The organism is Sphingobium sp. LMC3-1-1.1, from assembly GCF_040676285.1.
In the GTDB taxonomy this organism is placed as follows: Bacteria; Pseudomonadota; Alphaproteobacteria; order Sphingomonadales; family Sphingomonadaceae; genus Sphingobium.
Genome location: NZ_JBEGHQ010000067.1, coordinates 32,847 through 55,078 on the forward strand (window position 1 = coordinate 32,847; position 22,232 = coordinate 55,078).

17 protein-coding genes are annotated in these 22,232 nt (G+C 61.7%); 16 read left to right on the forward strand and 1 reads right to left on the reverse strand.

Annotated elements, in window-relative coordinates:
* Window positions 1-3: 3 nt before the first annotated feature.
* The 11 genes from sbnA (at window position 4) to MRBLMC3_RS20190 (ending at window position 13,347) form a co-directional block, all read left to right on the forward strand.
* Complete coding sequence (gene sbnA, locus MRBLMC3_RS20140; RefSeq protein WP_363831769.1) at window positions 4-1,083, forward strand: 2,3-diaminopropionate biosynthesis protein SbnA; 1,080 nt, start codon at window positions 4-6, stop codon at window positions 1,081-1,083.
* Entirely contained in the window at window positions 1,080-2,090 is a 1,011-nt protein-coding gene (gene sbnB, locus MRBLMC3_RS20145) for a 2,3-diaminopropionate biosynthesis protein SbnB (RefSeq protein ID WP_363831772.1), read from the forward strand. The genes sbnA and sbnB overlap by 4 nt, the downstream gene beginning before the upstream one ends.
* 53 nt (window positions 2,091-2,143) lie before the next feature.
* Window positions 2,144-3,835, forward strand: coding sequence for an IucA/IucC family protein (locus MRBLMC3_RS20150; RefSeq protein WP_363831775.1), 1,692 nt, complete (start codon window positions 2,144-2,146; stop codon window positions 3,833-3,835).
* Window positions 3,832-5,070, forward strand: coding sequence for a type III PLP-dependent enzyme (locus tag MRBLMC3_RS20155; RefSeq protein WP_363831778.1), 1,239 nt, complete (start codon window positions 3,832-3,834; stop codon window positions 5,068-5,070). The genes MRBLMC3_RS20150 and MRBLMC3_RS20155 overlap by 4 nt, the downstream gene beginning before the upstream one ends.
* Before the next feature lie 74 nt (window positions 5,071-5,144).
* Window positions 5,145-7,307, forward strand: coding sequence for a TonB-dependent receptor (locus tag MRBLMC3_RS20160; RefSeq protein ID WP_363831781.1), 2,163 nt, complete (start codon window positions 5,145-5,147; stop codon window positions 7,305-7,307).
* 38 nt (window positions 7,308-7,345) lie between these two features.
* Entirely contained in the window at window positions 7,346-9,145 is a 1,800-nt protein-coding gene (locus tag MRBLMC3_RS20165; protein WP_363831784.1) for an IucA/IucC family protein, read from the forward strand.
* Complete coding sequence (locus MRBLMC3_RS20170; RefSeq protein WP_363831787.1) at window positions 9,142-10,326, forward strand: MFS transporter; 1,185 nt, start codon at window positions 9,142-9,144, stop codon at window positions 10,324-10,326. The genes MRBLMC3_RS20165 and MRBLMC3_RS20170 overlap by 4 nt, the downstream gene beginning before the upstream one ends.
* A 55-nt stretch (window positions 10,327-10,381) precedes the next feature.
* Window positions 10,382-11,314, forward strand: a complete 933-nt coding sequence (locus MRBLMC3_RS20175; protein ID WP_363831790.1) for a 3-methyl-2-oxobutanoate hydroxymethyltransferase — start codon at window positions 10,382-10,384, stop codon at window positions 11,312-11,314.
* A 224-nt stretch (window positions 11,315-11,538) separates the two neighbouring features.
* Window positions 11,539-12,333: a helix-turn-helix transcriptional regulator gene (locus tag MRBLMC3_RS20180; RefSeq protein WP_363831793.1), complete on the forward strand. Its 795-nt coding sequence runs from the start codon at window positions 11,539-11,541 to the stop codon at window positions 12,331-12,333.
* Between the two features lie 67 nt (window positions 12,334-12,400).
* Window positions 12,401-12,955 (forward strand): acyl-homoserine-lactone synthase, encoded by a 555-nt coding sequence (locus MRBLMC3_RS20185; RefSeq protein WP_363831795.1) that lies wholly within the window; start codon window positions 12,401-12,403, stop codon window positions 12,953-12,955.
* On the forward strand, window positions 12,952-13,347 hold the full coding sequence (locus tag MRBLMC3_RS20190; RefSeq protein WP_363831798.1) for a phytanoyl-CoA dioxygenase family protein: 396 nt from the start codon (window positions 12,952-12,954) through the stop codon (window positions 13,345-13,347). Before MRBLMC3_RS20185 ends, MRBLMC3_RS20190 begins: the two co-directional genes overlap by 4 nt.
* 173 nt (window positions 13,348-13,520) lie before the next feature.
* On the opposite strand, the gene MRBLMC3_RS20195 is transcribed toward MRBLMC3_RS20190, so the two are convergent.
* A complete protein-coding gene (locus tag MRBLMC3_RS20195; RefSeq protein WP_363831801.1) occupies window positions 13,521-14,702 on the reverse strand; it encodes an acyl-CoA dehydrogenase family protein in 1,182 nt (393 codons plus the stop codon).
* A gap of 258 nt (window positions 14,703-14,960) precedes the next feature.
* On the opposite strand from MRBLMC3_RS20195, the gene MRBLMC3_RS20200 reads away from it, so the two are divergent.
* From MRBLMC3_RS20200 to MRBLMC3_RS20220, 5 genes are all read left to right on the forward strand, one after another.
* Window positions 14,961-16,685, forward strand: a complete 1,725-nt coding sequence (locus MRBLMC3_RS20200; RefSeq protein ID WP_363831803.1) for an N-acyl-D-amino-acid deacylase family protein — start codon at window positions 14,961-14,963, stop codon at window positions 16,683-16,685.
* Window positions 16,686-16,724: 39 nt separating this feature from the next.
* Window positions 16,725-17,927: a cytochrome P450 gene (locus MRBLMC3_RS20205; protein ID WP_363737776.1), complete on the forward strand. Its 1,203-nt coding sequence runs from the start codon at window positions 16,725-16,727 to the stop codon at window positions 17,925-17,927.
* Between the two features lie 100 nt (window positions 17,928-18,027).
* Window positions 18,028-19,077: a Rieske 2Fe-2S domain-containing protein gene (locus MRBLMC3_RS20210; RefSeq protein ID WP_363831806.1), complete on the forward strand. Its 1,050-nt coding sequence runs from the start codon at window positions 18,028-18,030 to the stop codon at window positions 19,075-19,077.
* 13 nt (window positions 19,078-19,090) lie between these two features.
* Complete coding sequence (locus MRBLMC3_RS20215; protein ID WP_363831809.1) at window positions 19,091-20,026, forward strand: VOC family protein; 936 nt, start codon at window positions 19,091-19,093, stop codon at window positions 20,024-20,026.
* A gap of 181 nt (window positions 20,027-20,207) precedes the next feature.
* Window positions 20,208-21,977 (forward strand): flavin-containing monooxygenase, encoded by a 1,770-nt coding sequence (locus MRBLMC3_RS20220; protein ID WP_363831812.1) that lies wholly within the window; start codon window positions 20,208-20,210, stop codon window positions 21,975-21,977.
* Window positions 21,978-22,232 lie beyond the last annotated feature (255 nt).

A 22,232-nucleotide genomic window follows, 5' to 3' on the forward strand; every position in this document is an offset into this window, starting at 1 on the left:
GCCATGCAATCTTCAGCAGAACTGTCCGTCGGCAACACGCCGCTCGTCGCCCTTGACCGCATGTTTCCGCCGGATGTGGTTCCGGTATTCGCCAAGCTGGAAATGCTGAATGTCGGCGGTAGTGTGAAGGATCGCACCGCGCATTACATGGTGTCGCAGGCGCTGGCCGCGGGCCGGATCACTTCGGAAAGCCACCTCGTCGAAAGCTCGTCCGGTAACCTCGCCATAGCTCTCGCCATGATCGCCAAGCGCGAGGGAATCCCCTTCACGGCGGTGGTCGATCCCAATCTCGCTCCCGCCAATCGCTGCCTCATCGAGGCGTTCGGCGGACGCATCGACCTCGTGACCGAGAAGGACGAGGCGGGCGGTTATCTCCATACTCGCGTTCGCCGGGTGGATGAATTGGTCCGCACGATTCCCGGCGCCGTCTGGCTGAACCAATATGCCAATCCAGACAACTGGCGAGCCCATTATCACGGCATTGGCGAAGAGATCGTGCAGGAAATACCGGTCGAGCCCACCCATGTGGTCGCTGCCGTCTCAACCTGTGGAACCTTGATGGGACTGGCACGCCGCTTGCGCGAGCGATGGCCGAAAATCGAGGTGGTCGCGGTCGACCTTGAGGGATCCGTGATCTTCGGCGGACAGGGCGGCAACAGGCAGATTCCCGGAATCGGCGCCAGCAGGGTTCCCGAGCAGCTCTCACTGCCCGAAGTGGATGCCGTAATCTACGCGACGGACTGGGAATCCACCCTTGCCTGTCGCCGTCTCGCGGATAGCCAAGGGATATTGGCGGGCGGCTCATCGGGCACGGTGATGGCGGCGATTACCAAGCTGATTCCCAATCTTGGCAAAGGGTCATGCATCGTTACCCTGCTGCCCGACCGTGGCGAACGTTATCTCGATACGGTCTATGATCCCGAATGGCCGAGCCAGGAACGTCGCTTCACCAAGCCGTTCGAAGCGTCCTTCCTCCGTCTTGGCGAACGATCAGCCGTCGCAAGGGCGCCCACACGTCGCACCGCGGCGGCCTCCTCATGGATGCCACGGCCTCCTATTCTGGCGGCAGGGGCGACACTATGAACGGCGCTACCTTGCGATATTTGTCCCGGGCGGACATCGCCGCGCTCGGCGGGGAACATTCTGACCTCTATATGCGCGCGGTGGAGGACGGCTTCCGCTCCCATGCCGCCGGTGACTTCGTGCAGCCGCTCAAGCCGTACCTACGCAGCCCCCGCGCGCGGCATATCGCGGATCGCATTATCGCCATGCCTGCCTGGATCGGCGGTGAGCGGCCTGTCGCGGGGCTCAAGTGGATTGGATCCAAGCATGACAATCCGGCAAAAAGGGGCATGGAACGCGCAAGCGCCGTCATAGTCCTCAATGATCCCGAGACCAACTATCCCATGGCGATCATGGAGGGCGGCCTTCTAAGCGCGATGCGAACTGCCGCCGTGACCGGCGTTGCAACGCAGCATCTGGCGCGAAAGGGCTTTGACGAGGCAGCCATTATCGGTTGCGGACCGATCGCGGAACGGCAAGCGCAGATGCTGCTTGAACAGTTCGCTAAGGTCAGAACGCTTCGCCTGTTCGATCTGCGCGAAGAGGCGTCGGAAGCTCTCTCCGCGCGGCTTCGCCAACGTTTCGCTGATCTCCGCGTCATCATCGCCAAGAGCGCGGAGGCGGCGGTTCGCGACTGTCCGGTCGTCATCACCTGTACCGTGACGGACACGCCCTATCTCGCCTTCGACTGGCTGGCCAGGGGTGCGTTTCTTGCCAACGTCTCGATCATGGACGTGGAGCGCGACGTGTTCCTCAAGGTCGACAAGGTCGTCGTCGATGATTGGGACCAGTCGAACCGGGAGAAGAAGATCATCAATCTTCTCGTGGAAGCGGGCGAATTCTCGCGCGAGCGCCTCCATGCCGAGCTTGGCGAGATCATCGTCGGGGACAAGCCGGGCCGCGAAACGGATGATGAAATCATCCTGCTCAATCCGATGGGGATGGCGATCGACGACATCGCCTGCGCGAAAGCGATCCTCCACCGGGCCGAGGACAGGGGCATCGGCACCGTGCTGCCGCTCTTCTAGGATGCCTTCCTGTTCATTCCCCAAACCTTCACTAGCATCGAGAAACGCGTCCGATGACGACAGCCCTCCCCGTGCCTCCAGAAGTTGCCGATGCAGCCATCACGCGTGCTGGCATCGCGATGGATCGCCTTCTCAATACTTGGGTGCGGGAACGCGTGACCGGGTTCGCGCCGGTGGAGGGCGAAGCCTGCATCTTGCAAGTGGGGGCACAGCGCATCCGCGTCTCGTGCCTGCGTGCCTCACCGGGGGGCTTCCATCGCTGGCGCCTGCCGGTCCGGATCGAAGCTGCCGACGGGACGGAAAGGGCCGTAAATGACGCGGCGGTCGTCGCCGGCCTGATGGCGGACGTTCTTGCCGACGAGGGCGGCGTCCCCGCGACGACGATCAAGACGCGGCTCAAGATAGCTATCGACGGCGGCGAAAATCATGCTCTGGCCTGCGTTGCACGGCCTGCCGACAATTCTGCCATGGGGATGGAACGGAGCCTTTGGCATGGCCATCCCTTTCACCCCTTCGCCAAAAGCATAGATGGCTTTTCCGCGCATGACGTCGAGCATTATGCGCCGGAACGGGCGGCTGTTTTCCAATTGCGCTGGATCATCGCGGATCGCGATGTGGGCGCTGCCTTGTGGCGCGATGCACAGGCAGAGGCGCGATCACGCAAGATTCTCGCTGGCCTTGCGGGCTTGTCCGACAAGGCGATCGGGGAACGTCTTTTGCTTCCTAGCCATCCCTGGCAGGCGGAACGTCTGGAGTGCAATACGGCATTCGCCAATCTTGCAGCACAGGGACGCGCGATCCTCACCTTGCCGAGCGGCGCATGGATGCAGCCAACGTCATCGGTTCGCACGCTGTTCGCGCCCGAAGCCAATATCTTCCTCAAGCTTCCGATCGAAGCGCGGATCACCAATTTCGTGCGTACCAATCCACGAGAGCAGATCGCACGCAGCATGGCTGCGGGACGGGCGCTTGCTGCGATCCAGGAGCAGGTGGTCGCCTGCGGCCTCGACATCCTCGACGAACCTGGCGCCATCTGGATCGACCATCCCGATCTTGAGGCAATCACCGGCGTTATCCTGCGCGACGCCCCGGCACGGAAAGCCTATGTCTTGGCGGGCCTCCTTGAACCCTCGGCCCATGATGGCCGCCCCATGCTGGCGACGATGGGCTGCAATCCTTCTAGTGCCTCCGAGGCGGAAGCCTGGCTACGCGCCTATGTCCGAAAGGCTGTCCTCCCGCCGCTTCGCCTGTTCGCCCGAACGGGAGTCAGCCTGGAGGCGCACAGCCAGAACAGCCTTCTGGCACTGGACAGCGGGAATCCGGACCGCCTGATCGTGCGCGACCTCGAAGGGGTCAGCATCGATCGCGAGCGCTTCAAAGGCGTCGCGCCGGGCCTCGATCTCGATGCGTCCGTATTTTTCCCGGCTGAGGAAGCGCGCCAGCGGTTGGTCTATTATCTCATCAGCAATCAGCTGAATCATGTGGTCGCAACGATCGCGCGCTTGGCCGATGTGCCGGAAATTTCCCTCTGGCATGCCGTGACCGATACACTCGCCAATGTGACCGAAGAAGGGGAGACGGAGGGTCTTATCGTGTGGCTTCTGGAGCAGGAGACGCTCCCGGCCAAGGCCAACTTCACCAGTTGCTTCGCGGGTCGCGGCGAGCGTCCGGATTATGTGGCGATCGCCAATCCCCTGTGGCTCGCCCTGCGGGGCGAGCGCCGTGGAAGGGCGGTGCGGACGTGACGTTGCTGAAACCTACCGCCGCCCAGATCGACGCGGTCCTGACCGGCGGGCGGCCGATTTGCGCCTTCCTGCACGATCTCGATGCGTTGAACCGGCATGCTCGCGACATCGCAGGCTCATTACCGCCCCGCGTCGAACTGTTCTACGCGGTGAAAGCCAATAATGACTCCCGGATATTGGGAACCCTGGCGCCGCATGTCGCCGGGTTCGAGGTCGCATCCTCGGGCGAAATACTGAAGGTTCGCGAGGCGGTTGGGGCTGACGCCCGGATCATCATGGGCGGTCCGGCACGCACGCGGGAGGATATCGAACTAGTCCTGGCGCAGGGCGTCGAGCGGCTCCATGTGGAGAGCCTGCACGCGCTTCGTCTCGTGAACGCCGTTGCCATGCAGGCGGGCGCGGTGCTGCCGATATTGTTGCGCGTGAACCTTGCCGGCCCTGTGCCGGGCGCGACCCTGACGATGGGAGGAGCGGCCACCCAGTTCGGCATCGCGCAGCCGGATATCCCCGAGGCATTGAAGCTGTTGAGGGACTGCCCGGCACTCCGGTTCGAAGGCTTCCATTTTCATACGGTGTCGAACAATCGCGACGCGGCCGGACATGCCGCGCTCTGCGCGATGGAATTGGGCCTCGCGCGGTCCTGGGCGACCGAGCATGGGCTCGACCTGGCGGTTGTCAATCTGGGTGGCGGCTGGGGCGTCGACTATGGCGATCCGGACTGGCGGTTCGACGTCGATGGCTTTGCCCGCGCGTTCGCGCCACATGTGGGCGAAGACATTCGCCTGCAATTCGAATGTGGCCGGATATTGACCGCCTACCATGCAGCCTATGTCTGCGAGATACTCGACCTCAAATTCGTTCATGGCCGCACCTTCGCCCTGCTGCGCGGCGGCACCCATCATTTCCGCCTGCCCAGTTCCTGGGGGCACAATCATCCGTTCCTGATCCTGCCTCGCGATGCCTGGCCCCACCCCTGGCCGCGACCCGAATGCAGAGACATCAATCTGACGCTCGCCGGGGAGCTATGCACGCCCAAGGATGTGCTTGCCCGCAATGTGCCCGTTGAGCGGGCGCGGATCGGCGATCTCGCCTGCTTCCTGATGGCGGGCGCCTATGGCTGGGACATCTCCCATCATGACTTCCTGTGCCACCCCCATCCGCAGCACGTCTATTTGGGGGCGTATGAGCACGCAAATCCTCGCGTATTTTCAACGGGATCGACCAGCTTTTCTTGACTTTGGCTGCGACGCCGCCGTAACAGTCCAGATGTGCGAAAGATTCGCATTATCATTATATTCAAGGGGGCGACATGCGCGCGATTGCTGAAAATTCTCCTGCCGTCCGAGCGGGCAACATCGTATCGATACTGGCTTTGCTGACGGCCTTGGGCGGCGGCGTGCTGTTCTCTCCCGCCTTTGGCGCGGTGGCGGAGAAGGCCGACAGTGAGGCCACGGCATCCGGATCGGGCCGCGACGACATCGTGGTGACCGGCCAGAATCCAGAGTACCGCACACCCGACACCACGGCACTCAAGATCGATGCGCCACTGCGCGACATTCCCCAGACGATCGACGTCATTCCCGATCAGGTGATCCGCGACCAGCGCGCCCTGTCGATGCAGGATGCGGTCAGGAATGTGGCGGGCATCGGCATGGCCACGGGTGACGGCCAACGGGATCAATTCGTGATCCGCGGCAATATTGCCTATGGCGATCTTTTCATCGACGGCGTGCGCGACGACGCCCTCTATTTTCGCGACCTGTCGAACATCGAGCGGATCGAGATCCTGAAAGGCCCGGCATCCGTCCTCTACGGGCGCGGCTCCTCCGGCGGTCTTATCAACCGGGTTTCGAAGAAACCGGGCACAGAAGGCGGCGAGATTGTCGTGAGCTATGGCAGCTGGGAAGACAAGCGCGGCGAGATCGACCTTGGCCATGTCTTTACCGGCAACGATGTGGCGGTGCGTCTGACCGGCGCCATCGAACGATCGGACAGCTATCGCGACCAAGGCTTCCTCAGGCGCGAAGCCATTGCCCCGTCCGTGCTGTTCGCGCCGAGCGACCGCACCCGGATATTGCTGCAAGCCGACTATCTGCGCGACCGCCGTGTGACCGACAATGGCATTCCGGCGTTCCAGGGACGTCCGGTGGATGTGCGGGCATCGACCTATTATGGCGCGGCAAACGCTCGCGCCGTGGATTTCAGCCAGTCGGAAGTGTGGTCGACGACGGCGACGCTCGATCATGAGTTCAGCGATACGCTCAAGCTGCACAATGCCTTGCGCTATTATGACTATACGCTCGACCGGCAGAACACGATTCCGAACGTCGTCAATGAAGCTGCACGAACAGTAACGCTCAATCGTCAGAGCACGGATCGCGCCGAGCATGGCTGGTTCAACCAGCTCGAACTGTCCGGCAGATTTTCCACTGGGCCGCTGGAACACAAGCTGCTGCTGGGTTTCGAAACGGGCAGGCAGTCCAAATATGAGCTGCGGATAGACCGTGCGAATATCGCCACTGTCGATCTGTTCGATCCGGTGCTTCCGGTCCTGCCATTGGAAGTCGCCGGCACTCCGGGCACGCACCGGACGGGGGTCTACAAGACCCTCGGCTTCTATGCCCAGGACATGATCTCCCTCGGCGAGTACTGGAAGGCGCTGGCTGGCCTGCGCTATGACCGGTTCCGGCAGGAGGTCCACCAGCGGATAGCTGGACAGCCCGATCTCGCGCGAACCGACACATTCTGGAGCCCCCGCATCGGCCTCGTCTGGCAGCCCACCCCGGCCCAGTCCTATTATGTCTCCTGGAACAAGTCCTATCAGCCCTCCGGCGAGACATTCGCGCTCTCGACGAGCAGCGCGGACATCGCGCCGGAAAAGACGATCAACCGCGAAATCGGAGCCAAGTTCGATCTGTTCGACGGCAAGCTGTCGACGACCATCTCGGCTTTCAACCTCAAGCGCTCCGACATCAAGGCGACCGACCCTATCCTGCTCAGGGTCGTGCCGGTCGGCGTTCAGCGAACGCGGGGAATCGAGATTTCGGCGCAGCTCGAATTGTCGCAAGGATGGCAGGCGATCGCCAGCTATGCCTATCTCGATGCGCGCATCATCAGGTCGCCGGCGCTCGATTCAGGCGTACCCATCCAGGGCAACCGACCCACGCTGACGCCGGTGAACAGTGCGAGCCTCTGGTTGATGCGCAGCTTCGGGGATCGCTTCGGCCTAGGCGGGGGCGTCAACTATGTGGGCGATCGCCAGGCTAACCTCGCGAACAGCGTGGTCCTGCCGGAATATATCACCGCCGATGCGATGGCATGGGCTCGCCTGGGCAAGCTCAAGGCACAGCTCAACATCCGCAACATCTTCGACCGCGACTATTTCGTGTCGGGCCACGGTACCGTTGGGAACCTCAACATGCCGGGCGCACCGCGCTCGGCGATGCTCACACTGCGATACGCGATCGACTAGCCCGCCTTCCGGTGACGCTGCCTTCAGGAGAAAAACGCATGAACATCGCTACCGCTGTCAAACCCGCACCATCGGTCCGGGATCACGGCCGTTATATCCTGAGGCGCGTGGCGGATTGCTTCCTGCGCGAAAATTATCGGGGGATCGCGCTCGGCAAGATTGTTCCTGCCAAGAGCGCGCCCTTCGACAGGCTGTTCGCGCAAACGGAGCATTACCTCGCCCATGAGGCCGCCGATGGCGGCGCGCTCTTCCTGCCGATCGAGCCTGACGGGTTCATGCAGGCATGGCGCGTCGCTGCCCCGCCCTTCGTTCATGTCGCCCACCAAGGCGCGCGCCTCATCGACAGCATCACCGAATTCCTCGAAATCATGAAGGCCGGGCTGGAAGGCGAAGACAGCGCCAATGTCTCGGCCTTTCTTGCTGAATGCCAGGCTGCAATCGAGCAGGGTGCGATCTGCGATGCCGCCCGGCATAGCACCTCGCCGGCCGCACCCCGACTGGCGAGCCATGCCCAATGGCATAGGGCGATGCTTGCCAATGATCGCCTGGCGTCCTTCCTCGATCACCCCTTCTATCCCACGGCACGGGCGAAGCACGGCTTTACCGCCGATGATCTTATCGCCTACGGCCCGGAATATCAGCAGGTCTTTCGCTTGGCCTGGCTCGCCCTTCCAAGGGATGGCCTGTCGGCACAAGGCGAGGTGCCCGCCCTATGGCCGTCTTTCGCGGATGTCGGCCTCGATCCGGCGCTGGAAGATACGCATGCGCTTCTGCCCGTCCATCCGTTCATGCGTGGCGAGCGAATGGATCGGATTCTGGCCGAGACCGGGATGATCGACCACGCCCACATGGCGCCGCTGGATTATCTCGAAGTCGTGCCCACACTCTCGGTGCGGGCTCTGGCAGTGGTCGAGGAACCCGGCCTTCATATCAAGCTGCCGCTCGCGATCAGCACGCTCGGCCGCCTCAATCTGCGCGCGATCAAGTCCGGTACGATCAATGACGGCCATGTCGTCCATTCGCTGCTGGAGGCGATCCGCGCGGATGACGACGCGCTTCGGACAAAATTGCTCCTGACCGACGAGAGCGGCGGGGCGCATCATGGCGGGGAGCGGTTCCTGGCCTATATCATCCGCCGCTATCCTGAAGACCTCGACGGTTGCGAACCGGTGCCGGTCGCAGCGCTGATGGCGCCGATGCCCGATGGCCGTCCCTACGCTCTGCATCTGGTCGACGACTATTATGGCGGCAACGTCGCCCACTTTATCGATGAATTTTGCGATCTCCTCCTGGGCGTTCACCTCCGCCTGGCGGCGCGCTACGGCATCGAACTGGAAGCCAACCAGCAGAACTCGGTCCTGCTCTTCGATCGACGCGGGGATGGCCTGCGACTGCTGCTCAAGGACAATGATTCGCCCCGGATCGATGCTGCCGCGCTCAAATCGGCCTTTCCCGGATCGGATGCCTGGACCGGCAGGCTACAGGACGCGCGCATCACTCAGGCTGATCCTGCCGCTATCGCGCAGATGCTGGTCACCATCACGATCCAGCTCAATCTGGGAGCGGTCATCGAGGGGATCGGCCGTCATCTGAACAGATCCCGCGCCTATCGCTATCTGTTGCGCAGCGCCGTCGAGCGGCAGTTCGCCAGGTTGGAGGGTGAAGGCGTCGCCACCGGGTCGCTGCGCGCCGCGTTGCTGGAAGCGAGCCATTTCCCGATCAAATATCTTCTGCGCGCCGCGACCCTAGAGACGCGCGGGGCGATTGGCGCCGCCGACGTCAATAAAGCCTATGGGCATAGCGCGCCCAATTTTCTCCTTCCCGAGAGCGAGAGATGAGTCCGGGCCGCATCAAGGCCACCGTTCTCGCCTGCCATTTCGCGGGCGCGTTCGGTCCGATGGGCTTGCCGCCCTTCCTGGGCCTCATCCTTGTCGGGATTGCGCCCGGCGCTGACGAGAGCCTGATCGGCTGGCTCTACATCGTCCCAACCGCATGCCTTGCCATCTCCGCGCCTCTGTGGGGCCGCATGGCCGACCGGTGGGGCCGAAAGCCGCTTCTGTTGCGCGCGCAGATCGGGCTGGCTGTGAGCTTTCTTGTCGCGGGCTTCGCCGGGTCGTTGCCGATGTTCATGGTCGCCCTCTGCCTACAGGGCCTACTTGGCGGTACCTTTTCGGCCAGCAATGCTTATCTGTCGGAAGCCCTGCCGCGCGAGGAACTGTCGCAGGCCCTGAACCTGACGCAGGCGAGCGCGCGGCTCGCGCTCATCCTGGCCCCGGCGGCGGTGGGTTTTCTCATCGACCGCCATATCGACCCGCAAAATGTCTATCTCATAGTGGCGCTGCTGCCGCTGGTCGCCGTCCTGATGCTGCTGCCCCTGCCAGCAAAAGGCCCGCCCAAATCCGCCCCGGCCGCAGGCAGCGAGTCGCCGAAGCCCTTTGGTGGGCAAGTGCTGTCGCGCGGCGCGATCATGGCCGGGCAGACCGGCTTCACGCTCGCCATGATCTCCACCTTTCCGTTTCTCGTGCCCTACAGCATGAAGGCATTCGGCGTCGGCGCGGGCACGGCCGGCTGGCTCTTCGGCCTGCCCCACATCGTTTACCTCTTCGTTTGCATTCCGCTTGGGCGACACTTGCGCAACCGCGATCCCGCTCCCTGGTTCGCCGCCGGATGCCTGATCGTAGGCGGCATGCTCGCGGTGCAAGCGCTCACCTCGTCGCTGCCGGTCTTTGCGATGGCTCGGGCGCTGCTCGGGGTCGGCATGACGCTGGGCTATGTCAGCCTCAATGCGCTGATCGCCCAGACGATCGAGGATGCCAGTGCGGGTCGGACATTCGGCTGGTTCGACAGCGGCGCCAAGCTGGCGACGATCGTCGCCAGCGTAGGCGGCGGCATGATCGCGGCCATGGGCGGGGTGGGCCCGCTGTTCTTCGCCGCCGCGCTGTGCGGGGCGATGACCGCGGCGATGGTCATGCTGCTGCTCGGCATGGAGCCGTTTACCCGCTCCGCCGCCCTCAAATGAAGGCCGCCGCCATCCGAAAGATGCGCCGCACCTCACAAGGAGAATGAAGATGCTGATGTCCGAACCCCTCGCGCCCGCTCGCGGTCACCAGGGTGACAGCCGCCGTCCGATCAAGCTCAATCTCTATCGCGACTATGAGGTTGAGGCGGTGGCCCAAGCCATGGCCGGCAGTCCCGTCCTCGAGATGGGCGTTCGGCTCGATTGCCTCATGGTCTCCGATTCCTATCTGATGACGCATCTCGGGCGTGACAGCACCCGGCTGGCGAGGGGCGAACAAGCCCTGTTCCTCGAAATCATGGCGGGCCTGGTCAAGGAGGTCTCACATCGCGCAAGGCAACTCTTTCCCGCTGAAACACCCTATATTGTTGGCGACATGCCGGACGGCTCGGTCGCCAACGGCGAGATCGCGGTCCGCAGCGCCGACCAGATGCGGCGGGCCGGCGCCGACGTCGTCAAGCTGGAGGTCCATTCCGAGGCTGTCGTCGCGACCATCGAGCGGCTGACGCGGGAAGGCTTCCGGGTCATGGCCCATCTGGGCTATACGCCGCAGGGCGGCGGCGGTGCCAGGGTAGGCGGATCGCTCGACGGCGCGCACGCTCTCTTCGCTTCGGCGCGGCAGGTTCGTGACGCTGGCGCCGAGAGCATCGTGCTCGAGAAGCTGGACGAATTCGTGCATCGCGCGCTCGTGGATCGCCCGCAAGCCTTGCCGAGCTACGCCATCTTCAGCGGGAAGTCGGAAACTGGCGGACAATCCCTCAATATCTGGGATTCGGTTTTCAAGCCCAGCTTCCGGGCACGCTATTTCCCACCCACGGCAATGGAGACCGTCGATGCATTTCCCACAGCCTATTCTGTCGCGGCCATTGCAGCGCATGTCGGGGCCTTGCTCACCTTGACGGCCGCAGGCGAATTTCCCCTCTCTCCGCCGACCTTGCTCTCCGTCGAGGACGTGGTGGCGCTCGCTTCTTGCGATCCTTGGACAGAGTGAAATCGATCTGCCGGACGCGCTCGCACCGGGTCGAGCCCGACCATGCGCGGCCGCCGGGACATCGTGCCCGACAGCTTTGGATCCAGACAGGTAAAGGGGATGCCGCGGTGGACATTCCCATCCTGGTCCGAACATGGGGATGTGTGCGGCTAAGCCCGATGCTCCCCTTTGGAGAGGCGTAGTAGCCGCCGTTTGTCAGGGCCGGCAACGAGCGAGGAGGTTCGATGGCCGGAAATGCCGACGGGGCGCGGTTCGGCTTGGCCTCCTGCGTTGCCGCAACCGATACGATATTGCGAGCCCTGGCCCGGGTGTCCGAACGTGATGAACTCGCGGGGCTGATGAACGCGATGACCCGTGAGTTGGGCTTCCGCTACTATGCCCTTATCCATCATGACGACCTGCGAGGCGAACCGGCCGATCGCGTGAAGTTGCTCGACTATCCGGCAGCTATCGAGGATCGCCTCATCGGTGAGGGAATATGGCGCCGCGATCCAGTGCTTCGTGGCTGTGTCTTTGCACAGCGGGCGTTTCGCTGGTCCGAACTTCCCGGCATCATCGCAATGGATCGCCGCGACCGGGAAAGCATTGCCCTTGGCGCCAATGCAGGGCTGAACGAGGGGATAACCGTGCCTTATTGGAGCCTTGGCGAATGCATGGGCTCCTGCACCTTCGCTGGCACGCGGGTGCCAAAGCGGGCAAAATCCTATGTCGGCATGGCGCAGATGCTCGGGATTTTCGCATTTCAGGCGGCACGGCATATCCAGACGGGCGCAATGCCCGCGCCGGGCCCTCGACCGCGGCTTCGTCCCCGGCCACGCGATTGTGTCGTTCTCGCTGGGCGCGGCTATTCGAACAAGGAGATCGCCCGCGCGCTCTCGCTCACCCCGCGCACGGTCGATGGCTATCTGACGGAGGCGCGCCTGCTGTTCGACGCACATGACCGTACCGAACTGGTCTTCAGCGCCATCTTTGCCGGCGAGATCGGCCTGGCCGAGCTTTCGCGCCGTCAACCCGAGTAATTGCCCGGCCTGTTTTCGGGCCGGCTTCCTGTTTCCTTGCTGGTGTTCACCCAAAGGGGAGCACGCCATGATCCACATCGCCGATCGGAAACGTCTTTTCATCGACCTGTTCGGGTGGGACGTGCCGATCGTTCAGGACCGGTTCGAGATCGACCAGTTCGACACGCCCGGCACGATATACATCATTTCCGCCGATGATGGCGGCGCACATGAAGCATCGATCCGGCTGCTGCCGACAATTCGTCCCCACATGCTGGGCGACCTGTTCTCCCATCTCTGCCCTGGCGGCGTACCGACCGGCCCGACCATCTGGGAAAGCACGCGGCTTTGCCTGCCGCAACGCCACGGCGCCGCGCGCCGGCGAGAGCTGCGGAACCTCCTCATTTCGGCGATGGTCGATTTCGCGCTGGAACGGGGTATCGAACGCTATACCGGCATTCTTCCCGAGGCATTCCCCAAGGAAGTGCTGGCCATGGGCTGGCGAGGCGAGCCGCTGGGGCCGGCGATGCGAATGCCCGGCGGTTCGGTGGGCGCCTTCATGGTCCATATCGACGCCCTGACGCCCGCGCGGCTGGGCTGGACAGGAACCTATAGCGGCAAGAGCCAGTGGGTGTCGGCATGACCAGCCTTGCCGACAGCTGCGCCGCCTCTCTTGATCGCGACGGATGGTGTGTGCTCGAACGCGTGCTCGATCCGGCCGTGCTGCAAAAGCTCGAGGCTGACCTTGAGGCGCCTTCCACAAGAACGCCTTTGTGCCAAGGCACATTCTATGGAGCGCGCACCCGCCGCTTCGGTGCGCTCCTGACGCGATCCCCGCTGGCCGGGCGCCTCGTGATGCATCCGCTGATCCTAGAGACCGTCGAGCGCATGCTGCTCCCCTGGTGCGAACGGATCGCGCTCAACCTGACCCAGGCGATCGAGATCCATCCCGGCGCTTTGCCGCAACTGCCGCATCGCGACCAGGAGATGTGGCAGGGACCGAAGGGGATCCGCCGGCATGCCTCTGCTCTCTAGGCACCCTGCGCCAGCACGATCTCAACTTCACGTAGCTTGCCGATAATCTCTTCCGGCTTGTGCTTCTTGCTCGGCATTCAATGTCCCTTTCGTGGTCCAGACTATCATAGTCTCTGGGCCACTCAGCAGGGGGCAGATCAGTCAGGAATTTGCCTGACGCATAGCCACCACAGCTACAGCATCAGGTCGACAGGTGCGCCGCCCATCAGTAGATCGCCGAACGTGCGTGCGTACATGCGGAATTGTGCAGCAGCGTGTTGACGACCGCAGCGCATGTTGCGGTAGATGCGCGGGATACTGGTCTTTTCATAAACGCCGCCGCCGCCGGCAATCGTCATCATGTCCTCGGCAAGCCGGACGCAACGGTCAGCCACCGCAGCGCTTTGCAAGCGGAATAAATGGCGCATTTCCATCGGCAAGGGTTCGTTGCGCTCTGCATACTCGGCCATGGTCTGGAGATTGGCGAAAAGCGTATTCTTCATTTCCGCAATGCCAGCCGTGGCCATGGCGACCGCATAATGCGCGTCTGGGTCGCGCCCGGTCCGAGTGCCGACAAAGACCTTCTCCCGTGCATATTCCTTGAACAGATCAACCATCGCCTGGAGCGCGCCAATCTGCGAATTGGTAATACCGCGCATGAACACCAGCATGAACGGTGAGCGATAGATCGCGCCCGGATTCACGAAGCGGCCCGGATTCTGGCAATTATAGCCGTCGATGAACTTGTGTGTGCGGTGTTCCGGCACGAACGCCTTCTCGACCACGATGTCCTGGCTGCCCGTCGCCTGCAGCCCGGGGACATCCCACCCGCCGACGATCTTGGCGTCCGCGCGCGGCAGCAGGAACGACCGGAGATCCTGCCCGTCGGTGCCATTGACGATGCCGCCAAGGAAGGTCCATTCGCAATGGTCGCAGCCGCTGGAATAGGCCCAGCGGCCGCTGATCTCGTAGCCGCCGGGCACAGGCTTGGCGATGCCCCCGGGCATATAGGGGGACGCGATCAGCACCGAACTGTCCTCGCCCCACACGTCCTGGGCCGCCTGGTCTTCCATCAGGCAGATGTGCAGTGAGTGCAGGCTGATTACGCCGAAAATCCAGGCGACCGACATGTCGCCCTCGGCGAGCGTCATCTGCACTTCGGCAAAGGCGCGCTGCCCGAGCTCGTAGCCGTCCCAGCGCCGCGCCTGGAAGACGCGGAACAGGCCCGCCTCCTTCATGCGCCTTACTGTATCCGGGTTGACCAGGCCATTTTTCTCGTCTTCGGCGGCGCGCTCCTTGAGCAACGGGACCAGTGCTCGCGCCCGTGCGACAAGATCCTCGACGGTCGGCGCGGCTAATTCGTCGGCAATAGCCAAGGGCGATATCGATTCCACAATAATTACTCCACAGCCATTGAAAGTACAATTTCCGTTTTGCGAAAATTCATCAATCTCACGCAAGTTATATTGCAGGAAATTATATATTTGACACAATACTACCCTCAGTATCTCCTGTCATAGTCTGAATAGACTAAACATTTTATTATATATTTTGATCTACGTCAAATACCGCATGCCTCTGTTTAACTTATACTTGAAAAAGAATGTATCGTTCTGACTTGAGGAGAGTGGATCGTGAGGGGTAATGCGCTGATCAAGGGTGGTCGTGTGATTGACGGGACGGGCGCGCCGGCATTTACAGCTGATCTGCGGATCAAGACCGGAAGGATCGTCGAGATCGGCCCGGATCTGGCCCCAGGCGAAGAAGAGGTGTTCAACGCGGACGGCTGCTATGTCTCGCCCGGATTCATCGACACGCACGCTCATTATGATGGATCACTATATTGGGATCCCAGGTTCGACCCCATTGCCCAGCATGGCGTAACCACGCTGCTGATCGGCAATTGCGGTCTTGGCATCGCACCGATTCACAAGCACCAAATTCCGGGCATCTCTGCTTTGTTCAGCTATATCGAGGATCTGCCGCGCGGCGTATTCGACACGGAAGTCCCGTGGACCTGGGGCGACTTCGATGCCTATGTCAGCGACCTGCGCTCGCGCGAATATGCCGTCAATGTGGCGACGCTGGTGAGCCATTCCCTGCTGCGCATGTTCGAGGTCGGGGACGAATCCTGGAACCGCCCCTCCACGGCGGAAGAGCGCAAGCGTCTGGCCGGGTGCCTGGATCGGGCAATGAAGGCAGGCGCGTTCGGCTTCTCGACTTCGAGATTTGACGTCAATCCGGATGGAAACAAGGTTCCCAGCTATTTTGCCGATGCGCAGGAATGGGACGACCTCTTCGCGGTCACCGCCGAGAACAAGGGTGTCGTTCAGATCATCCCGGACCTCAGTTCGCTCGACAACCAGGAAAAGGACCTGCGCGAGATGTGCGAGCTGTCGATCCGGCATGGCGGCGTGCCGGTCATGTCGAACGGCATCTATGAACGCCCCGAGGACGCCACATATGCAACGCGCCTTCTCAAACTCGGCCGCGAGATGCGGGCGAAGGGTGCCACCTTCTATTATTTTGCATCGCCGCGTTCGATCGAACTCGTCGTGAACTTCCATCAATGCATGGTGATGATGTACATGCCGGCGTGGGCCGATCTTGTGCAGTCGGTCGTCCCCGACGACGAAAAGAAACGTCGCCTTGCCGACCCGGCATGGCGCGCGACGGCGCGGGAGCAGTGGGATGCCGTCCAGGAGGGTTTCCCCAGCCGCGGGGGGCTTGCAAGATGCCGGATCATCACGGTCGACCGGCCGGAATATGAACACTATCTCGGCAAGACTTTCGACGTGATCCTCGGCGAGCGCGGGGGGCACCCGTCCGACGTACTGGCCGACTGGGCGCTCGAAAACAATCTCAAGGCCGAACTGGTTTGCCCCTTTACCAATCTCGATCTGGATGTCGTCGGGCAGTTGCTCGCGGCTGACGAGTCGCTGATCAGCGGCAGCGATGCGGGCGCGCATATCGGTATGTTCGACGGCGCGGGAGACACCACTCTCGTCCTGACCCGCCATGTGCGTGATCGCCACGACATGTCGATCGAGGTCGCCGTCAAGCGCATGTCGAGCGATCAGGCAAAGGTATTGGGACTGGTCGACCGCGGGACGCTCGAGGTCGGCAAGATCGCCGACGTCGCGGTCTTCAACCTCGACGATCTCAACTGGGCACCGGAAAAGAAGGTGTTCGACGTTCCCGGGGGCGGATCGCGCCTGCGGCGGCCCGCTGGCGGCTTTCGCTACACGTTCGTCAGCGGCGTCCTGGTTCAGCAGGACGGCGAGTATACCGGCGCGATGCCGGCCCGCTTTCTCGGGCAGGAAGCCCGTGTCGCCAGCCCTTCGCCTGTCGCTGCCTGACCGCGACGGAGACGCAATTCTTTTTCGAGGGATTCAGCAATGTTCAGCCCGACCAACGATCTTACCGAAGCCCAGCTCGACAAGCTTGCGGCCAATTTCGATCATCATAGCCCGGAATATCGCAGTCATTCGATCGACATTCTCGGACATATGCAAAAGAAATGTCCATTTACGCATAGCGAAAATTATGGCGGCTTCTGGATATCGACCAAGGCGTCGGATTGCCTCGAAATCGCCAAGAATGTCGACGTCTTTTCGAACTATCCCACAGATGTCATTCCCGACCTCGAACCGACTCTGATGATCCCCATCAATGTCGATCCGCCGGAGTTATACGACTATCGGGCCATTCTGGGCCCGGCCTTCGGCCCCGCCAAGGCCAAGGCGCTGACGAGCTTCGTACGGGAAACCGCCGAAGCCTTGATGTCCAGGATCGTCGAAAAGGGCGAAGGCGATCTCAAGTGGGACTATGCGCTGCCGCTTACTGGCAAGGTGACCTGCCTTGTCGCCGGCCTGCCGGCCGAGGATTGGGAATATTACGCGCCGCCGCTCCATGAACTGATCTACAGCGGCAAACCCATGGAAGAGCGCCTTGAGGGCATGGCCAAGATGATCGACTATATGCGATCGGAAATCGCCCGCCTCAAGGACGCGCCGGCACCAGGCAGCCTGATCGAGTATCTGTACAATGTCGAGATGGCCGGGCGGAAATTGCGCGTGGACGAGATCGAGGGCATCGTCCTGATCCTGCTGGGCGGGGGACTGGACACGACCCAGGCGCTGTTCGGGATGAGTGCCGTGTGGCTGGCGCGCAACCCGGACCGCCGGAACGAACTGATCCACAATCCCCATTTGATGGACAATGCCATCGAGGAATTCCTGCGCGTGTTCCCGCCGACGCAAGGCAATGTGCGTCGGGCAACCGCGGATGTCGTCGTGGCAGGCCAACAGGTCAGGGCCGGTGAACAGGTTTTCATGTCCTATGCGGCCGCGAACCGCGACGCCGAAGAATATGAAAATCCGCACGAGATCGATTTCCACCGCGACAACATCCGTCACCTTTCTTTCGGGCTTGGTCCCCATCGCTGCCTGGGATCGCATGTAGCCCGGCTCCAGGCAAAAACCATGCTGCAAATATTGCTGGACATGGCGCCGGAGTATCGACTGGTCGAAGACGAAGTGCAGCTCGCAACGGACATTGGAAACATCGCAGGATTTGCCAAAATCCAGATCAGAATATGATCTTAAAAATATTTCAGTGATATATTTTTGGGAGAACAAAGAGATGGCAACCGCAAAAGATTATGGACTTGGCCCGTTCATCTTTCCTAGAGGCTGGTTCATGGTGGCGACCTCTGCCCAGATAGGGCAGAAGCCCTATTGTGTCCGCTTCTTTGGGCGTGATATGGTGATTTACCGCGGTGAAAGCGGCAAAGCCTATATGGTTGGTGCCTACTGCCCGCACATGCGCACGCATATCGGCAAGAGCACGACGTCATTCATGACGCAGCGGGGCGAGCAGATCGAGGGAGAATCCATCCATTGTCCCTATCATGCCTGGCGCTTCGGTCCCGATGGCAAGTGCAACAAGATACCCTATTCCGAGACGATTCCGCCCGCCGCCGAGCTGGGGGCCTACCCGGTCGTCGAGAAATACGGGGCCCTCTTCTATTGGCATGATCCCGAAGGCGGGGCACCTGACTATGATCTGCCTGAAATTCCCGAGTGGGATGATCAGCATTATGTGCAATGGGAAATCGACGAACTCGGCGCAATGAACCTGCATCAGATCGAGGTGATCGACAATATCTGCGACACGCAGCACCTTGGGCCAATCCACGCCACGACCAAGCAGTTCTATTTCGAGAACATCATCTGCGGCCATCGCGTGACACAGTTGCTGGGCGGCAAGCACGAGATCCTGGGTCACGATGTACCAATCTCTGAGTTCATCACCTATTACACCGGTCCCGGCATCCTTCTCTCGCGCTTTATCGGCGACAACTCCAACGATTCGATCATGTTCATCGCCCATACCCCCGTCGATGACGGTTCGGTGCGCGTCTGGCATGCCGTGCTCTGCAAGATCGCCGAGCGCAAGCCGACCCCCCAGGACATTGTGCAGGCCCGCGCGCTCCAGAAGCTCAGCCTCGATGCCTTCGCGCAGGATTTCGAGATCTGGTCCAACAAGGAACCCTGCCTGAAGGTGATGCAGATGCCTGCCGACGGCAACTTCCTGAAGGTCCGCACTTGGTACAAGCAGTTCTACGTGCCCCGCGCCGACGTCGCGGGGGTGCTCGCCCGCTGTGAGGGCCGGTACACCATACCGGGAATGGCCGGTGCGGAGGAGGGCCATGCCCGCCAGCGCGCGCTCGAGGCGATCGAGGCCTAGCAAAGGGCCTAGAGTGCTGATCGACAAATTGTTGCAGATGCGTCCCATCCAAACTGGGGAGGCGGGAATGGAAATCAGAGAACTGGCCTATCTTCTTGTCGGCGCGGCCGAAACGGCGGCGTGGCGGCAATTCGGCCAGGACGTGGTCGGCGCGATGGCGCACGATGGCCCGGATGGTTCGCTCTATCTGAAAATTGATGAGCGCGACTTCCGGCTGGCGGTCTTGCCCGGACATGATGATGGCTTGCTTGCCTGCGGCTGGCTGGTCGGGTGCGAGGCGCATTTCGAGACCGCGCGCGCCCGTTTTGCAGAAGACGGGGTCGCCATCAACGATGGTACGCCCCAGGGTTCGCACCTTCGGCGCGTGCAGAACTATTTCTCCTTCACCGATCCGGCGGGCATAACACATGAAATCGCGTGGGGCGCGATATCCGAGTTCGCTCCTTTTACCTCGCCCGCCGGAGTGAGCGGGTTCGTGACAGGCAGGCAGGGCTTGGGCCATGTCGCGCTGGCGGTGGGTGACGAATATGATGCGGAACTCGCCTTCTGGGACCGCCCGGGGCGGTTTGCGGTATCCGATATCCTGCGTGTCCCCGGCCCTGCCGGGATGGCGCGGGTCAGCTTCCTGCATTGCGCCAATCCGCGCCAGCACAGCATGGCGTTGGGGGAACTGGCTATTCCCGGCCACTGCATCCACATCATGTTCCAGGCGAACAGCATCGACGACGTCGGGCGCTGCCTTGATCGGGCCAAGCGGATCGGCGTCAGCCTCACGGCCACCCTCGGCCGGCATGTCAACGACGAGATGCTCTCCTTCTACATGCGCACGCCAGCAGGCTTCTCGCTCGAATTCGGCACCGGTGGCCGGGAGATCAACGACTGGAGCGAGAACGTCTTCTTCGAAACGACACGCGGCAGCGACTGGGGCCACGCGTTCACGCCTGCCTGACATTCCCTCAGACACGTTGACGGGCTTCACTGCGTCAGGGCCGTGCAAATAGAGATCAGAGGAACGGAATATGGTCGAGAAAAGTTCTGGAAATGGCGTCGATACCGCCGCGCTGTTCCGCAAGTATGAAGAAGAAAAGGCCAAGCGGGTCCGCGCGGAGGGCATGGGGCAATATGCCCGGATGGAAGGCAAGCTGGCCCACTTTCAGGCCGATCCGAATGCCGCGCCGCTGACGCGCGATCCCGTTTCAAAAGATGTCGAGGTGGCGATCCTCGGTAGTGGCTGGGGCGGAATACATGCGGGTGTATACCTGCGCCAAGCCGGTATCGATGATGTCTGCATCATCGACAAGGCCGCCGATTTTGGCGGGGTGTGGTATTGGAACCGGTATCCCGGCGTTGCCTGCGACACCGAATCCTACGTCTATATGCCGCTGCTTGAGGAAATGGGCGTCATGCCCAAGGCGAATTACGCCAGCGGCCCCGAAATCATGGCGCATGCCCAAGCCATCGCCCGCAAGTTCGGCCTTTACGACAACGCCCTCCTTCAGACCTCGGTAAAGGAAGCGCGTTGGGACGAACCGGCGGCCAGGTGGATCATAACCACCGACCATGGCGATACGGTTCGCGCAAAATATTTCGTGATGACCTCGGGGTCGCTGCAATTGCCCAAGCTTCCCGGCATTCCCGGGATCGAGGAATTCAAGGGGCACAGCTTCCATACCAGCCGATGGGATTTTGCCTATACCGGCGGTGACGCCCATGGCGGCCTGACCAAGCTGAAAGACAAGCGCGTGGCCATCATCGGCACGGGCGCGACGGCCATCCAGTGCATCCCGCACCTTGCGCAATGGTCCAAGCATCTCACGGTCGTGCAGCGCACGCCCTCCGCAATCGACGTGCGCAACGAGCATCCGACCGATGAAGCCTGGTACAAGTCCCAGCCCTCCGGCTGGCAGATGAAACGCATCGAAAACTTCACCGACGTCGTTTCGATGCACCCGGTCAAGGAAGACCTGGTCAACGACGGCTGGACGCGGCGCACATTTGCCGCCATGCAGCAGATCACGCCGGACATGTCGGAAGCCGACATCGGCGAACTGCTCCAGCTGACCGACTACCGGACGGGCGAGGAGGTTCGTGCGCGTGTCGATGCGGTCGTCAAGGACAAGGCGACCGCCGAATCCCTGAAGGCGTGGTACAACCGCCTGTGCAAGCGCCCCTGTTTCCACGATGGCTATCTCGACGTCTACAATCGCGAGAACGTCAGGCTCATCGACACTCAGGGCAAAGGGGTCGAGCGGATTACGGCGACCGGTCTCGTCGCTGACGGCAAAGAGGTCGATGTTGATTGCATCGTGTATTCCACGGGCTTCGAGCTCGGGCCCTACACCGATGCCCCGGTGATCCCGGTGATTGGTCGCGGCGGCGTGACGCTGGCGGACAAGTGGGCCAGTGGTGCAACAACACTCCACGGCTTTCACGTCCACGGTTTCCCAAATTTCCTGATGGTCAGCATCACGCAGAGCGCCTGGGGCGCCAACTTCATGCATATGCTGCTCGAACAGGGGCGCCATGTGGCCTATGTCATCAAGGCGCTTCGTGACCGCGCAGTCCGGGTGGCCGAAGTGACAGAAAAGGCCGAGCAGGCGTGGGTCGACCATCATGTTTCGCTGGCGCCCCTGATGTCGCGGCTGTGGGAGAACTGCACGCCGGGTTTCTTCAACAATGAAGGGAAGCTGGATGACCGGACAGCGCGGAGCGGACCCTATGGCGCCGGCGTAAGAGCCTTCGTCGAAAAGCTGGAACAATGGCGCCAGTCCGGGGATCTGGAGGGGCTCGCGCTGAACCAGCTGGATCGGAAATCCCGGCAATCGACATCTCCGGCCCATCCGGGACGCAGGGCGGAAACCGCTCTGACCAAAGGAAGCCTACATGGCGCCATCCAGTAAAATGCAATTACTTGACACTATTCTGGAGCGTGCATGCGATATTCTTGGAGATGTTACTCCACATGTATTTAATCTATATTACGTCACCTTCCCGGAAGCGCGCGCACATTTTGTCAAACATGCCAGATCGAAATGCGGGCAATTGGAAGGGCAAATGGTCGAGCAGATTCTCTATTGCCTGATGGAATGGCCGGAATCCCCGGAACAAGTCAAAATCATATTACTGGACTGTGGACCACATCATGTCGAAACTCT

Bases quoted from the DNA above. Each gene is read 5' to 3' on its own strand.
- MRBLMC3_RS20170 (WP_363831787.1), top strand. From the start codon at position 9,142: ATGAGTCCGGGCCGCATCAAGGCCACCGTTCTCGCCTGCCATTTCGCG.
- sbnA (WP_363831769.1), top strand. From the start codon at position 4: ATGCAATCTTCAGCAGAACTGTCCGTCGGCAACACGCCGCTCGTCGCC.
- MRBLMC3_RS20185 (WP_363831795.1), top strand. From the start codon at position 12,401: ATGATCCACATCGCCGATCGGAAACGTCTTTTCATCGACCTGTTCGGG.
- MRBLMC3_RS20160 (WP_363831781.1), top strand. From the start codon at position 5,145: ATGCGCGCGATTGCTGAAAATTCTCCTGCCGTCCGAGCGGGCAACATC.
- MRBLMC3_RS20165 (WP_363831784.1), top strand. From the start codon at position 7,346: ATGAACATCGCTACCGCTGTCAAACCCGCACCATCGGTCCGGGATCAC.
- MRBLMC3_RS20190 (WP_363831798.1), top strand. From the start codon at position 12,952: ATGACCAGCCTTGCCGACAGCTGCGCCGCCTCTCTTGATCGCGACGGA.
- MRBLMC3_RS20210 (WP_363831806.1), top strand. From the start codon at position 18,028: ATGGTGGCGACCTCTGCCCAGATAGGGCAGAAGCCCTATTGTGTCCGC.
- MRBLMC3_RS20220 (WP_363831812.1), top strand. From the start codon at position 20,208: ATGGAAGGCAAGCTGGCCCACTTTCAGGCCGATCCGAATGCCGCGCCG.
- MRBLMC3_RS20205 (WP_363737776.1), top strand. From the start codon at position 16,725: ATGTTCAGCCCGACCAACGATCTTACCGAAGCCCAGCTCGACAAGCTT.
- MRBLMC3_RS20180 (WP_363831793.1), top strand. From the start codon at position 11,539: ATGGCCGGAAATGCCGACGGGGCGCGGTTCGGCTTGGCCTCCTGCGTT.
- MRBLMC3_RS20150 (WP_363831775.1), top strand. From the start codon at position 2,144: ATGACGACAGCCCTCCCCGTGCCTCCAGAAGTTGCCGATGCAGCCATC.
- MRBLMC3_RS20175 (WP_363831790.1), top strand. From the start codon at position 10,382: ATGTCCGAACCCCTCGCGCCCGCTCGCGGTCACCAGGGTGACAGCCGC.
- sbnB (WP_363831772.1), top strand. From the start codon at position 1,080: ATGAACGGCGCTACCTTGCGATATTTGTCCCGGGCGGACATCGCCGCG.